Origin of the sequence: Chitinophaga agrisoli (genome assembly GCF_008386695.1) — a bacterium.
GTDB lineage: Bacteria > Bacteroidota > Bacteroidia > Chitinophagales > Chitinophagaceae > Chitinophaga > Chitinophaga agrisoli.
In genome coordinates, this window is sequence record NZ_VUOC01000004.1 from 3,154,518 (window position 1) to 3,169,116 (window position 14,599).

The window sequence follows — 14,599 nt, forward strand, 5'->3', positions numbered from 1 at the left end:
CCGGTATTGATCAGTTTAACCTATCTTTGGCGCCCGGAAAATCCCTTTAAAATGAAATCCTCACAGTCTGTTAGAATTGCCTTTTTAGCTATTTTATCTTTTTATTATATGCATGCCGGGGGACAGGCACGTAGTTCCGCAGGTTTTGGGATAGGCCCTAATCTTCCCATCGGGAGCGGTTATCCCGTAGGTACTACCGGGGCATTGCAAATCAGTGCGAAGCTTAGTAATAAAGTTGCATTGACGCCCCTTATCGGCGTTACAAGCATCAAGGGCCAGCGTGAGGCCCGTTATAACGGTTACTATTATGTGGAGTCCTCACAAAATGTTGCCTTGCTGATGACCAGCTTACCTGTCCGGTATTATATCACCAAAGGCTTATTTACCACATTGGCGCCTAGTTTGTATGTTGGGGGCGAAGATGCCTCCAGCAGCGGCATAGGCGGCACAGCCGGCGTTGGTTACGACCTGGCGCTTGATCCTGTCAATAGCTTAGAGTTTATGCTGCACTGTGATGCCGTGCCTGTTTATGAGAATGAGGTAGGCGTAATAGGTTTGCGCATACTTTACAAGATAAACTTCCATAGAGGAAGATAAGGTCCTCAGGGTACTGGCTGAGGCGTGGTAGTAGGCCCTTCTACAACCAGTGTCCCGTTCTTTAATATCTTCATCCGGTCGATAAAGACGACGCGTTTGTCACCCGTTGCGGATGTGCGGGCGTGGTATACGCATAACATTTGTCTTCCGTCCGGAGAATAGGTAATGCTGTTATGACCTGTTCCGGTTACGGTACCGCCTTTTTGTAAGACGGGATTATTGGCTGCTTTTGTAAAGGGACCCAGGGGGCTTTTTGAAGTGGCATATCCCACTGCATAGTTCTTTCCACCGAAATAGTTAGCGGAGTACATCATATAGTAAGTGTTTCCTTTTTTGAAGGCGACGGAACCTTCTGTCCAGCGGCGGTTAATTTCTTTTGAGGTGACTGAGCGGCTTTCCCATTCTGCCTGCTTGTCATTCATTTTTACCGGCGGGCGTAACAATAGTACCGGTTCGCCGATGACGCCGCTGAAATCAGGTTTTAGCTCAACGCCGTATACCCAGCTCTCTTCTATGGCATCAAACCATCCTTTTTTCTTTGCCCAGGCGGCTACCTCGCTTTCCACGGGGTGTTTGTAACAGCAACGGGAATAATACAGGTAAGCCCTGCCGTTGTCGAAAAGTACGTTGGCGTCGATAACGGGATAGCCTGGATCAAAAACAGGTTTGTTATCTATGTCTGTGAATGGGCCGGTGGGGCTGTTAGACACCGCTACGCCAATGCGGAAGTTCTCCAGGTCTTTATTGGGATTTGTTCCCCATTGGGCACTGTAGAACATGTAATATTTGCCATTGTGCTCATAGACTTCGGGCGCCCAATATGCACCGTTCCATGCGGCCGTGGAATCACTCCAGCCATTCCTGTTAGCGGCATAATAGACCTGGCCTTCGTTTTTCCAATTTACCAGGTCGGTGGAGGAATAGGCGGCAAATCCATTTTTGGCAACACCGCCGGTTCCGTACATATAGTACTTGCCGCCTTTTACCTGGAGGACGTATGGATCTCCCAGTTCAACGGGTAATGGATTCTTGTATGTTTGTGCCAATAGCCCAGTGATATTGGTCATCAGCAGGAAAAATCCGACTGCAAGCTTTGTTATTCCTTTCATTTTGTAATATTTCGGAACTGTGAAATTAATAACTATCGCTGTAAAGTGACTGCCATCAACCCAATTACCACGTCATTGGTGATTGTTTTTAGCGTAAGATCCTGCAAAGTTTTAGTGGCATCCAGTGGCAGATCCAGCACTGTGGCGGCGCCTCCGGGAATCTTCTTACCGTTGAAATCCGCTTCTGAGCTTTCGCCAGTTACGATATTTCCTGTCTTTACATGTACCCGGATAGGCCGGGGCGTCTTTAAAGCAAAGGCAAAACCATCGGTGTAGTAGTCCTGGTCGATGGGCCACCATGTTTCCGGATTGCGTAATACGAGCGTATCCGCTGTTCCATCTGTATAACGGACGATGACCTCGCCGTTCGTGAGCTGGCTTTGCATAGGATTGGTGGAGCCGGCCATCAGGAACCAGGCATGGGCCGCTTTGCCTGATAGCGGGATGGTCGCCTCATGCGGATAGTTGTCCCATTGGGAGGTGAATAGGATATTTTTCGCGGATGCGTTGCCGGGTGTACGGAAACGAATGCCCTGGGTGAGTATGATCCCGTTCTTTTCTCCGGCGGTCTTGCGGAGACCGCTGTCGTCTACATCGAAGGTCTCTAAGGGTTTGGGCCAGTCCCCGATGCCCTGCCAGGGCAATTGCAATGTGGTAGCCTGGGGGCGTGGCGAGAGATATTTGTTTTTAAAGATCTGCGTTAGCTGATCGTTGAAATAATTTGACAGATCTATTGTCTCTACTTGTGGTTGTTTATGACCATTCCAATCGATGAGCTGCGTGGAGATTGTTTTTCCGTTGCCATAAGTGATGTTTACCTTGTTGGTTCCGGGAAGCAGGTCTGATTCCGGTATCGTGATGTTAGCCCCGGTTTGGGCGGATATCCTGAAATCATTTACCTGGATGGTTGCGGAGCTATTTTGCTGCGTATTGTTCTGCAGGTAAAATATGTTGCTGTTTTCTTCAGGATCTTTCCAGGATATTAATTCAATAGCCGGCGCTACTTTGAAACAGATGGGCATCCACCAGGACAGGCCGCCTTGCCGAAGTTGGACAAATACCGTATGATCGCCTTCAGAGGCGTGGATTGCTGCTGAAAAGCCTGTTGTGGAGGTTTTGATACCCTGCAATACATTTTGGGGGTCAAATACTTTCAGGACGCTGGCGCCTGGAAAGCTTTTCGTAAGCGTTGTCGCATCGGTATAAGTGCTTTCTTTTGATGGCAGCAGCGGTTTAGCGCCTGTCCAGACGATCTTTATGTTATAGCTGGCGGCTGACGGGGCGTTGATCTCTATTAATGGTTTGCCTACGGCATCTGTAACATTTTTCCAGGCAATGGATTTGCCATTTAATGATATGTTTTGTACCTGTCCCTGTGCGATAACCCGGAGTTTGAGAGAAAGGGCCAGGGGGAGTTTTGGCACAATTGTGTAGGCATCGGTCTTTCCTGTTCTTTTGAAATCAAATGAGATATCGGGCGTGGCAAAGGATGCGTAATTCCATGCGGAGGGCAGTCCCGGGCGGATGGTCAGTACTTTATCCAGGGCATTGGGGACAATGCCAAAAAGCCCTTCTACCAGCGCCCGCGAAAACATACCAATGGGGTCTGCAAAATCACGATAGGACTCCCCACGGATGGCGTCAAAATAGGAGATCTGCACGATATTGCCCGGGCTTCCGCCTAAATACATTGACTGCAGCACTTCACTTTTAAACAGTTTGAAGGCTTCGTCTATGCGGCCGCCTTCCCAATTTGCCAGCGCCAGGTGCATGGATTCCGCCAATGCCACATTATTCAGGGACCACTGGTAGGGCATCCAATTGGTGGTTGAGACGGTGTAATAGCCGCTATCGGCTAATCCTTTTGCCCTGATGGGGATATGGGGGATCCCGTTATCAATATACCGTAAACTCTGAAACGCCTGGAATGGGTCCGGTACTTCTGAATCAATGCTGTGATAGATGCTCCACAGGGCGGCGGCAGGATGCAGCAGCTTATTACCCATTGCATCCTTAAATTCCGCGTAAGTTCCTTTTCCAGGCATCCATAAAGTTTGGTTCATAGCCTGGAGCGTTTTGCTGGCCTGCCGCAGGTATGGACCCGGGTCCTGCCCTATTATGGCGGCTATTTGCGCCGCCTTTTTAAAATGAAAATAGTTGTAAGCGGAGGTGTGGGTCACATCTCCCCCGCTGTATTGCAAAGCATCGCTGGCCCATATGGCAGCGTAGGCGTCGAACAGGCCATTGCCGTCTGCATCGAAGTTCCTGATCTCCCAATCGAGGTGTCTTTTGAGCACCGGCCATGTTTTCTTTATAAATGCGGTATCGCCGGTCCATAGATAGTGGCGTAACAATGCATCGATGTATACCAGGTTCATGTCGTAATGATGCGGCCTTAGCCGGACGTCATCAGGATCGCGGCTGATATAACCGCTGGAGAACATGCCGATACCCGATTTTTCGGTACTGCGGGCCAGGTGCATGGCGGTGTCAGGGACAACCGGCCCTATAGCCGGGCTGGTAAACTGGGAGGCGGCATAGGCACTGAGATGGATTGCTGCGCGGTCGTGCCAGCCTAATACATCTGCTGTATATGGTCCACGCCAGCCGTTCAAACGCATGCGCCAGCCAATAGCGCCGTGCATGTAGCTGGGGTATTCCCAGATAGCATCTGATGCCATGCTTACAGCGCCACCAATGGTATTGATAAAGGGATCCGGAGTGGTGACGAGTATACGGTTCGCCAATTGCTCCCTTGCGGTGGCGGCTTGCTGAAAAACAGCAGGCAGGCCGCTGTAGGGAATGGCTGCTTTTGTGGCGGGATTGTGAATGGCGAAATAGTTCTCCTGGTTGTTTTGCGCCGTTAATTTTCCAGTAATAACGGGCGCTTTTTCTGCTGTGGATCGATATAATTCATCAGGCGAATTGAGATGACCGGCGTCCGCAATTTTGAGATCGGCGTTTGGCGCGAATGTACCTGTTAGTTCGCGTTCACCGGCGCCATATTGCAGGTTAAATCTGCCTTTATCGTAAATAGTGTATTTGTTGTCTTTGCAGTTGCCGGGTTGTAAATAGAATACGGATTCAGGATCGGGTCCCATATCGCCATCCCGGGAAAACTTTTTGCCGGTAGCGCCGCCGAATGTCCAATATAAATTGACCGGTTTAGTTATGTTCTCAAAGCTTGTTTTGATGATACAGCCTTCGGCATCGGCCATCGCTAATATTTCAATGTGTAATGTGCCGCTGCCTAATAAAGGATCTTTGATGGTGTACAGCCTGCTTCCGGGGCGATAGCGGGCCGTGATCTTATCTGCCTGTGTAAGCCATTTAGTTTGGCCATTAACACCAATGCCGAATTTGAGCGTGCCACCCATCCCCGGCATATAGAAAGCAAATTCCGGCCGGTCGCCGGTCTCCACACGAAAGGCGGTATTTGTACCGTAGAGCGCTCTTGTAAAAAGGCGGGTTCCATTGGTAATGACAAAGTCTCTGCCTTCCGGTTTGTAGCGTAGTTCTAATTTCTTGTTGTGCCAATATTTATCTGAAAGCTTTAGCGGGTATAATTCCTGTGCATGGCTAACGGATGTAATAATAAACAGGCTGACAAATAAAAGCAGTCTCAGTGTGTTCTTCATCGTGGTCTCAATTTGGATAGCTATTCCAAATGATAAGATACTCAATTAACTGGACTAGTGCTTATTTCGTTTGGTTTTGCAATGCGGTAAGGTTAACCGTTTCATACGGATTTTCTGATAATCCAATACCCAGGGGACAGTCAGGTGGGCGGAATCCAGGAAACGAACCAGTCCCCGGCTCATTTGGCGTGCCAGGTTCAGATACCGGAAACACCTTCTACCAATCCCCCCAACTGCACTACTGCTTTGGAGGCCGGTTTGAGGTTTACCGCCTGTTCCTTTATCAATTGAAGAAATGCGGGTAAAACGGTGGCTGTATATTTCGGATATTCTTTTATGATCTGCTCATAATCCTGCGGCCTTGTCTTCCCATAGTCCATATCATGATACTCCATCCTGGAAGTGCATATCACCCAGTACGATAAAACTCACATCCTGCGCTTTCAGGATGGCCGGCGATAACAGAAAAAAAAAGCGATACAAAAATCTTAGACCTACGCATTTAGTAATTTATCTACGTCAATGATCTTCCAGGGATCGTTATCCATATTGCGGTAAATGGAAATTTGAACAGTTTTTACCGGCGACACAGTTACCGTGGAATACCCCATAAAATCCGCATATTCAAAATACCTGATGAATGGCTTTTCATTTTCCAGGTTTGTTCTTCGTTCTTCCAGCGAAGCAGGCGCAAACTTAGGCTCGAGATCCAGCAGGCTGGGGCCATAGGCACTGAGGCCTTCCAGGTGGTCTTTTACCGGTGCATCCGGATGTTCAATTACACTGCCGGTGCAGATCTGTACAAACTTACCGGTCTTTGTTGTCCGTGTAAGTATACTGGTTTTATGCAAGTGGCCGCATAGGACAATGGCGTTGTATTGTCCTAGTAAATTCAGGAGCTCTTCCCGCTGCTGTTGCTGTGAGGGTTTAGCGAAGATATGCCAGTTGGAGCGGGCCGTGAAAGGTACAACGGGTTGGTGTACGCAGAAGAAGATCGTTTTCTCCTTTGCAGTTGCCAGCATGCCTTTTAGCCAGGAAAGACTTTCATCTGGCGTATAACCATCGAACAGGATAAACCGGACGTCTTTATGAACAAATGTTGAATTGGCGGTGCTTAAGGATTGATCCTGCTGGGCAGTTTGCCAGGGCAATACCACCTCCTTAAACGTTTCCTGCGCGCCAATGCCAGTAATATCGTGATTGCCTTTTATTACAAAGAATGGGCGCTGGAGCTCCTGTTGTTTTACCAATTCAATAAATCCGTTAGTCTGTTTTCTGGCTAATTCTTCCGCACCACAAAGCCCTTCTACAAAATCTCCCAATTGCAGGTAAAAATCTGCATTGAGCTTTTTACCTGCTTCTTTTGTTCTGGTCAATAAGGGCTGCAGGTTTTCCCGGCTAATGCGGGAATAGTTATGCACCTGTGTCACATCACCGGGTGAGAATTTTGTTCTCACATATTCCAGGTCATGAAAATCCTCTTTTGTAAAGTGAATATCACCCAGCAGCATAAAGCTGAACCCTTTACCGGCACTGGGAATGAAATTAAATGCCGATGCGCCTAATGGCAGGGAAGCTGTGAGCATACCCATGGAAGCTACAAACCTGCGCCGGCTGATGGTATTTTTATTATCAGTCATTGTCATTTATTTCATTTTAAATTGATCCCTGGTGATATCCATGTAGGTATGGCCATAATTATCTGCCGGTTCTAATCCGGTACCTTTCTGAAAATCATTCCAGGAATTAACCAGCACCAAACGTTTCTTGCCCATATTTCTTTTGGCCACGTTGGTCATGTCGGTATAGAACTGAACGCTTCTTTCCTGGTTAAATAATGTGCTGGTTGGCGTCAGGACCTTATCATTGAAGCCGGGAATGATGCAGGGCACAAAATCCTTGCCCCAAACGGTGGTGGAGTCTGTCCAGTTTTTCCAGTTCTGGTCAGTAAATGCCGGCATAAATACGGAACGGTCATATACACTGGTGGACCAATCCGTAAGCACTACGCCGTCCATTGCCTGACTGGCGGCGCTGTAACGTACAGGCGGCAACCACCCGGTTGTGATCTCTCCAACGAAATAGGGGTGAACGCCGATCGAGTCCAGCGATGTGCGCAACGCAGGGATCACTTTTGTATAGTCAATGCTGGCAGCTTTGCTGGAAGAGAGGTTAATAGGCGTGATCAATACTACCGGCTGCCCATCGATCTTGTAATAATAATCGTTGGCGAAACGGTCGGTGGCCAGTGCTTTGAATTCGTTGATCAATGTATTCAGCTTTTCGCCCGTAAGCGGAGAGGCATTGGAAGCATTAATATGCGCGGTATTGAAATTGATCACCATTTTCACACTGCTCTTTCTTCCGGTAACGAAGCTATTTAAAAGCTTATCGCCACTTGATGCACCGTTCCAGTTAAAGATAAAGAAGTCCACGCCGGCAGAATCTGCCCAAATGCGTTCCTGGTCCATGATGGATGCCGTAAGGGCGCTGTAGTTACCTAATACAGGCGTATCGCTTATGCCTTTGGCCCAATCTGCGGCAGCGTAATTATAGAAATAAGCGCCTACGTTCACATTCTCTGTGATGTCCGTTTGTGGAATAGGGTAATTGAAATCAGGCGGAAGGTATTCATTCTCTTTTTTACAACTTGCCAAAATAAACAGGCAACATACGATATATATAGTCGTTCTCATTGTTTTGGTTTTAATAAGGTAAATACGGGTTTTTCTTATTTGGCAATGCAAACCAGAGCTTCGTCCACAGATCATCCGCACCGCCCAGCCATTGTGCCGCTTTAGCCACCTCCTTACTGTTTGTGGCACGTTCGCTGCCCGGATAGGGAATCCGCTGCGGTACATAGGCATATTCGCCATCATAGGTGGCAAACTGCGGTTCAAAGTCCAGTGTGCGTGACCGGCGGATCAATGCCCAGGCGTCTACGCCTTGTCCGGGGATAGCCAACCAATGCTGCATGATGACCTGCCGGTAATAATCCCCTGCAGGCACATAGCTGGTGCAGATCTGTACCCAATCCATGAATTCTGTTGATCTTCCAACGGTATCGGAAGCTGTTCCCCATTTAATGCCAGGCGTATTTTCGTATGTGGCAGCCTGGTCTTGTGTTAAGCCATAGCGATCGAATGAGGCGCCGATCCCTTCGTAATAATATTGCGAGGCGGTACCTGCATCTCCCCACCATCCTTTTAAGGCGGCTTCTGCTTTTAACATCGCGGCCTCTGACCAGGAGAGGAAGACATACTCAGCATCGGGTTTCAAAAATCTTGCTCCGATATAGGAATAATCGTCCTGTTTTAAGCCGGTGTGCGGGCTGACAATATTGCCGGCATACTTACTACCACCACCGTAGGAGATATTCTGCCCGAAATACTTACCTATATTGGGGCCTTGTTTGGAAGGCTGGCCATAAACGGCTAACCGGGGATCGTTATAAGGCTGTGTATAATATACCAATGACTCACAGAGTACAGGGATAGTAGCTTTGTTGGCCGTGTAATTATAAATAACGTTGTTATACAGGTAACTCCATGTATCGCTGGTAGTTCCCCAGCTCATAGCGGCAGTTTCGTCCTGCGCGGTAATGGTATACTGACTGCTGTTTTTATAGACGTCCTGTACCACCTGTTGCGCAAAGGCAGGATCGCCGTTGGGCGCATCGTTTGAGATACGCATGGCCAGCCGTAGCCGGAGGGTATTGGCGAATTTCTTCCATTTCAGCAGATCACCACCGTAAATCTTATCTGCTGTGGCTGTATAGGCATCGCCTGACAAGTTGATGGAATCTGCAATATTCTTTAGATCCGTCAGCAGTTTATAATAAACGTCTTGCTCCTTGGTATAGGCGACGCTGGGGGTGCCCGCCAATGCCGCGTCCATTGGGATGCTTCCCCACATGGAAACGGCGTTTGAAAAGATAAAATCTTTCCAGATGCGGGCGATGAGCACCCGGTTGGTATAGGCGGGATTATCCTTATAATTTACCTCGATCTGGAATGCAGGTTGCAGGCAATTGATATAGGTGTTGGCCCAGTAGGTATTGTTTGAGTTGTCGTTATAGGTGTATCGCTCAAACTCGCCCTGGAAACCGGAGAAGTGTTGTGTATAATTGAAAAACACTACGCGGTTCATATCCCCACCGTACAGATTGAGCGTATTTAACTGAGAAGTGGTTAAAAGAAAATCAGGCTCTACCTTATTGGGATGGTTAGGATCTGTGTTGATCTTATCAAAATTCTTTGTGCAGGCAAACAAGCCAATAACACTTAACAGTATTAGATATTTCTTCTTCATGTTTGATAGCATTAGAAAGTAAGGTTGATATTGAATCCGTAGATAGCGTTGGGCGGCAAGGACCCTCTTTCAATGCCTTGTCCATTACCGGCAGAAGATGTAGCCTCCGGATCAATACCACGTGGCGTATTGCGATACAGTATGGCCAGATTACGGCCTACCAGGGAAAGCCTGGCCGTTTTAATAGGCGTTCTTCCTATCAGTTTTTCAGGAAAGCTATAGCCCAAAGCCAGTTCGCGCAGCTTTACAAATGAAGCGTCGAACATTACAAACTCGGCATAGTTAGGCCGTGCGTATTCGTAATTCTGCGGCGTTACATATTTGGTATTTTTTGTACCGTCTGCATAATAGGCATCCCATTGAGCGCCGCCTGTTAGCTCACCGGCGCTTTCGCCAAAGATCATGGAGTGTTTGTAGTAATCATCCCTTCCGTTCAGCGTTTCTGCCAGTACGCCATTTGTGAGCATCTGGGAGTAGCTGCCGGAGTATAATAAACCGCCGCTTCTTACATCCAGTAAGATGCTCAGTGAGAAATTACCGTAGTTGAAGGTGTTCCTTAAACTTCCCAGCCAGTCCGGGCTTGAGGAGCCGAAAGCCATATCGGGATTTTTTGTCAGCAGGCCGCCACCATCGTCCAATAACATATGTCCGGATGCATCACGCGCCACACCCAGGCCGCGCATGTAACCATAGGGTTTACCTACTTCCGCGTACACATAGATATAGCTTGAGTTATTGTTCAATACAAAACGGTTCACGCTATCAATCAGGCTTACTACCAGCGAGTTGTTCTTTGAGAAATTGATCTGGGTTTCCCAATTGAATTTTTTACCGGTTAATATTTTTGCTGTCACCATCAGCTCGTTTCCCCAGTTCCTGATCTCGCCGGCATTGTAAATACGTTGCTTGTAGCCGCTGGAAGCCGGCACCTGGGCTGTAATGATCTGATCCGTTGTGGAAGCGCTGTAATGTGTTGCATCTATAAAAATGCGGTTATTGAACAGTCTCAGTTCTGCGCCGTATTCATATGACCTGGTTTTCTCCGGTTTCAGATCCGGGTTATTCATAGTAGTTGACAGGGAGGCAATAGGGGAACCGTTGAATAAACCATTGAATGAATAGGCTTGGTCCAAACGGTATGGGTCCGTATCGTTACCCACTATCGCCATTGATGCACGCACTTTTGCATAGTTCAGTACATTGCTATTGATATGCAGCATGTCTGTTAAAATGAGGCTACCACCAATGGAAGGGTAAAAATAAGCGCGGTTCGCCGCAGGTAAAGTTGATGACCAGTCGTTACGGCCTGTGAGATCAATAAAGGCAAAATCATTGTATCCCACAGAAACAGCGCCATATACCGAATTTGTCACTTTTTTCCTGGCCGTTTGTCCGTTGATGGGATATTCCTTCGCATTGGAAACATTGATCAAACCAGGCTGCAGCAGGGAATTGATCCTGGTGTCCCTTGTTTCATAGTTAGATGTATACCTGGTGGCGCCTGCTACTGCACTTATAGAAAAGTTCCTCACCCGTTTGTTGAAAGAAAACAGGCCTTCCAGGTTAAAATTGGTTTGGTTGGTATTGAAGGTACGCAGAAACCCATCGGGGTTACTGGCTATCACTGAACCGATATCGTTGAATTCAGAACCACTCCACCAGATCATATCCGCACCCAGACGGCCGGTAAACTTTAACCAGGGCGTTAGATTGATCTGCGGGTTAAAAGATGCAATTACGCGATCCTTTGTATCCTGGTTGGGGTTTTTATTGACGATCCAATAGGGGTTGCTAAAGTTGCGGTGCGTGCCGATCTCATGCCCGGTAACCGGGTCTTCGTACGGGAGCAGTTCGTCCAGATCCGTACTGCGGGCCATATGTACATACTCGTATGTTGGATTGCGGCCATTGGAATTGGAATATTGCCGGTTGTGCACGATATCCCTGATAAAACTCACCTTAGAATCCATTGTGAACCATTTGGTAAACGTGTTGGTCATCCGTACATCAATGGAATGCTTATTGTCTTTATTAAAGCCATCCACGACGCTGGTACCGGTATAATTGGTGTAACCGATCCTGTAGGTGGTGTTGGTATTGCCGCCTTCAATAGCGATGGAGTTGGTAAAAAGATGCGCCGTGGAATAGAAATCCTTTACATTATCCGGCTGTGGCAGATAAGGTTTGATCTCCCCATTAATGGCAACATATGGCTGCCCCAGCATAGGCGAGCCCCAGCTACGGTAGTTTACATTACCCACCGGAATGCGATGGGTGTTATCAATATAGAATGATGTTCCCACACCGTAGGCATTCTGATATTCCGGGAACTCCGTTAATGTCTGGAAGGTTTCGTTTGAGTTAAGGGTAACCTTGAACTTACCGGAGCCTTTTTTGGTGGTAATAAGGATCACCCCGTTCTGCCCGCGGGAACCATATAATGCAGCAGCATTAGGCCCTTTCAGTACTTCCATACTTTCGATATCTGCGGGGTTGATATCGGCTGCCCCGCTGCCATAATCTATACTACCGTCATCACCAGGGGTATTTTCGATGGGCATACCGTCCACCACGAAGAGCGGCTGGTTATTGCCGGTGAGTGATTTATTTCCGCGGATCACGATCCTTCCCGATCCGGTATTGAATCCCGAAGGCACGATCTGTACGCCGGCCACTTTACCCGCCAGGGAGTTGATAAAATTGGGATCCTTTGTTTCGTTCAGGGAGTTTACATCCACACTTTGGTGGCTATAACTGAGCGCTTTGGCTTCCCTTTTTATGCCAAGCGCCGTTACCACTACCGGGTTTATGTCCTTTATCGCTGTGCTAAGCTGTACAGAAAGCGTGATCATCTCCCCTGCCTTGTAGGAATAACCTTCCAAGACCTTTTTAGCATAGCCTAAATGGGTAAATGTAAAGGAATAGCTATCGCCAGATTCCAGGTTATTAAATGTAAAAACCCCGGCATCATCTGTAAAGGTATGGGCGGAAAAATCTCCTTTTTTATTGCGCACCTCCACTGTGACATGAGAGAGCGCGGCGTCCGTTTCGCTCTTCACGATGCCCTTTACTGCAGGGAGCTGCTGTGCTGCGAGTGGAATGGCAGCTCCTACCATAAAGAGCCAAACCATTGGCATCATTACAAATAAATAACATTGTTTCATGTATCATTGATTTTAGACAATACTATCCCCTTCCCCTCTGCGGGAGATCTTTTCATTTATATCAAAACATCAGGGTTATTTAGGGCTTATATAGATGGTATCCCCTACGCTGTTACTTTTCAGCTCGTTCAGTAACAGCAAAGTTTCCATAGCCCCTTCTAATTTTGCACTCTTTTTGAAACTACCTGTAAATTTCCTCCGCTTTAGCGACTCCAGTGGATATTCTATATGAATGTTATAAGCCTTGCTTAATTGTTGAAATACCTCGGGCAATGGCGCATTATGAAAATTAATTTCGTCCGCGGCTAAGGTCTGTTCTGTTTGTGCGTTGGGATCTGCAGACAATTTGCCACGTCCCTGCGGCACCATCTGCAGCGACTGCGCCGTTTGATCAAACCGGCAGCTCTGGCCACTGGTAAGGTAAAAGACCTTTGCTGTGTCTTGCAGGCGATGCACTGCGATCTTTCCGCTGATGAGCTGAACGTTTGTCACTTTCTTATCCTTATCAGTGGTGATCTTAAAGACGGTTCCTATATCGATGGTCACCAGTCCGGCCGCGTATACTGTAAATGGCCGTTTGCTATCATGCACCACATCGAACACCCCTTCGCCCTCCAGCCATAGCGATCTGTTTGCTTTCATGGCATTATCATAGCGTAAGGTGCTTCCCGGCGAGAGCTTCACTATGGAATGATCCGGCAAGGTATATTTTTGAACCGCCGTTCCCTGGTTCTGTATCACCGTATCGTGTTGGGCCATCACTACCTTGTCTACATTATTCTCAGCCATTCCGCTGTGCCTGGAAGCGGGTACCATAAAATACAGCGCGGCTCCCATTACCAAGAGCAGCACCGCCGCCGCAGCGCTCCAGTATTTCCAATGCAAGCTGCGGACACGGCCAGCTTTACTCCGGTTAATATTTTCCAGCCACGATGCTGCCCACTCCTCCGGAACCGTGTCCGGGGATAGCTCATCCCACTCCTGTTCATCCAGGTAAGCATCCAGCACTTCCGGCGGCAATTGGAGGAATTCTTCCGCTTCCCGGGCAGTGCCTTTGCTTTCCAGCAGCTTCAAAATCTGTTCGTGCAGTGACTGTTTTCTTTGATCCATCGCGGTGGTTATAATATGAATACGTTGTACTTAGCGGCTTTACTTACCGGTAACAATTTGGTAACATAGGGGCTTTATGCTATCCAGCCAGTATAATAGCCATACAGTAATATCCAGATGGCGATATCAGTGGAAATGAGGCTGCGGATCTCTTTAATGGCCTTATTAAGCTGGTTTTCCACAGTTCTTTTGGAGATACCCAGTTGTTCTGCTATTTCCTGGTTGGTCCATCCTTTGAGGCGTAACTGCATGATCTTGCCGCGTTGGGGAGGGATCTTATTTAATGTGACCCTTACTTCTTCGACAAAGGATCTTGATACCGGAGGCGCTTCGGGGATATTATCTGCAGCGGCGTATTCGTCCAGGCTAAGCAGCTTTTCTTTTGCTTTTTGCCTGAGTAAATCTATCAGTGTGGTCTTTGCAATGCGGAAAATCTGATGGGACAGGGCTATATCGGGGTTCAAGTGGTTACGGTACTTCCAGCATTTAAGGAAGGTAGTCTGTACCAGATCGGCACTAATCGCTTCCGACCGGGTTTTGTTCAGAAAATAATAATAAAGCTTAGCGTGATATTGATTGTAAATGGTCGTAAAGGCAGCTTCATTATTCCCCTTAACTTCTTCGATCAAATTCTTGTCCATTGAACATCTTTATAACAAACACGTGAAGA

10 protein-coding genes are annotated in these 14,599 nt (G+C 47.7%); 1 reads left to right on the plus strand and 9 read right to left on the minus strand.

Annotated features, from left to right (window positions below):
- The first annotated feature begins 51 nt into the window (after positions 1–51).
- Positions 52–597: a hypothetical protein gene (locus F0L74_RS31540; RefSeq protein WP_149841856.1), complete on the plus strand. Its 546-nt coding sequence runs from the start codon at positions 52–54 to the stop codon at positions 595–597.
- Positions 598–602: 5 nt separating this feature from the next.
- On the opposite strand, the gene F0L74_RS31545 is transcribed toward F0L74_RS31540, so the two are convergent.
- The 9 genes from F0L74_RS31545 to F0L74_RS31585 all read right to left on the minus strand — a co-directional run bounded on the left by F0L74_RS31545 (position 603) and on the right by F0L74_RS31585 (position 14,570).
- Entirely contained in the window at positions 603–1,706 is a 1,104-nt protein-coding gene (locus F0L74_RS31545) for a glycoside hydrolase family 43 protein (protein ID WP_149841857.1), read from the minus strand.
- 32 nt (positions 1,707–1,738) lie between these two features.
- Positions 1,739–5,344, minus strand: a complete 3,606-nt coding sequence (locus tag F0L74_RS31550) for a DUF4450 domain-containing protein (protein WP_149841858.1) — start codon at positions 5,342–5,344, stop codon at positions 1,739–1,741.
- A gap of 197 nt (positions 5,345–5,541) precedes the next feature.
- Entirely contained in the window at positions 5,542–5,739 is a 198-nt protein-coding gene (locus tag F0L74_RS31555; RefSeq protein WP_149841859.1) for a hypothetical protein, read from the minus strand.
- A gap of 99 nt (positions 5,740–5,838) precedes the next feature.
- A complete protein-coding gene (locus tag F0L74_RS31560) occupies positions 5,839–6,984 on the minus strand; it encodes a metallophosphoesterase family protein (RefSeq protein WP_213087111.1) in 1,146 nt (381 codons plus the stop codon).
- Between the two features lie 6 nt (positions 6,985–6,990).
- On the minus strand, positions 6,991–8,040 hold the full coding sequence (locus F0L74_RS31565; RefSeq protein WP_149841861.1) for a glycoside hydrolase family 99-like domain-containing protein: 1,050 nt from the start codon (positions 8,038–8,040) through the stop codon (positions 6,991–6,993).
- A gap of 10 nt (positions 8,041–8,050) precedes the next feature.
- Positions 8,051–9,655 carry a SusD/RagB family nutrient-binding outer membrane lipoprotein gene (locus F0L74_RS31570; protein WP_149841862.1) on the minus strand — a complete coding sequence of 535 codons (1,605 nt, stop codon included), beginning with the start codon at positions 9,653–9,655 and terminating at the stop codon, positions 8,051–8,053.
- A gap of 11 nt (positions 9,656–9,666) precedes the next feature.
- Positions 9,667–12,819, minus strand: a complete 3,153-nt coding sequence (locus tag F0L74_RS31575) for a SusC/RagA family TonB-linked outer membrane protein (protein ID WP_149841863.1) — start codon at positions 12,817–12,819, stop codon at positions 9,667–9,669.
- Positions 12,820–12,894: 75 nt separating this feature from the next.
- Positions 12,895–13,929 carry a FecR family protein gene (locus F0L74_RS31580; protein ID WP_149841864.1) on the minus strand — a complete coding sequence of 345 codons (1,035 nt, stop codon included), beginning with the start codon at positions 13,927–13,929 and terminating at the stop codon, positions 12,895–12,897.
- Between the two features lie 74 nt (positions 13,930–14,003).
- A complete protein-coding gene (locus F0L74_RS31585) occupies positions 14,004–14,570 on the minus strand; it encodes an RNA polymerase sigma factor (RefSeq protein ID WP_149841865.1) in 567 nt (188 codons plus the stop codon).
- Between the last annotated feature and the right edge of the window lie 29 nt (positions 14,571–14,599).

Bases quoted from the DNA above. Each gene is read 5' to 3' on its own strand.
- F0L74_RS31565 (WP_149841861.1), bottom strand. From the start codon at position 8,040: ATGAGAACGACTATATATATCGTATGTTGCCTGTTTATTTTGGCAAGT.
- F0L74_RS31575 (WP_149841863.1), bottom strand. From the start codon at position 12,819: ATGAAACAATGTTATTTATTTGTAATGATGCCAATGGTTTGGCTCTTT.
- F0L74_RS31570 (WP_149841862.1), bottom strand. From the start codon at position 9,655: ATGAAGAAGAAATATCTAATACTGTTAAGTGTTATTGGCTTGTTTGCC.
- F0L74_RS31580 (WP_149841864.1), bottom strand. From the start codon at position 13,929: ATGGATCAAAGAAAACAGTCACTGCACGAACAGATTTTGAAGCTGCTG.
- F0L74_RS31560 (WP_213087111.1), bottom strand. From the start codon at position 6,984: ATGACTGATAATAAAAATACCATCAGCCGGCGCAGGTTTGTAGCTTCC.
- F0L74_RS31555 (WP_149841859.1), bottom strand. From the start codon at position 5,739: ATGGAGTATCATGATATGGACTATGGGAAGACAAGGCCGCAGGATTAT.
- F0L74_RS31540 (WP_149841856.1), top strand. From the start codon at position 52: ATGAAATCCTCACAGTCTGTTAGAATTGCCTTTTTAGCTATTTTATCT.
- F0L74_RS31545 (WP_149841857.1), bottom strand. From the start codon at position 1,706: ATGAAAGGAATAACAAAGCTTGCAGTCGGATTTTTCCTGCTGATGACC.
- F0L74_RS31585 (WP_149841865.1), bottom strand. From the start codon at position 14,570: ATGGACAAGAATTTGATCGAAGAAGTTAAGGGGAATAATGAAGCTGCC.
- F0L74_RS31550 (WP_149841858.1), bottom strand. From the start codon at position 5,344: ATGAAGAACACACTGAGACTGCTTTTATTTGTCAGCCTGTTTATTATT.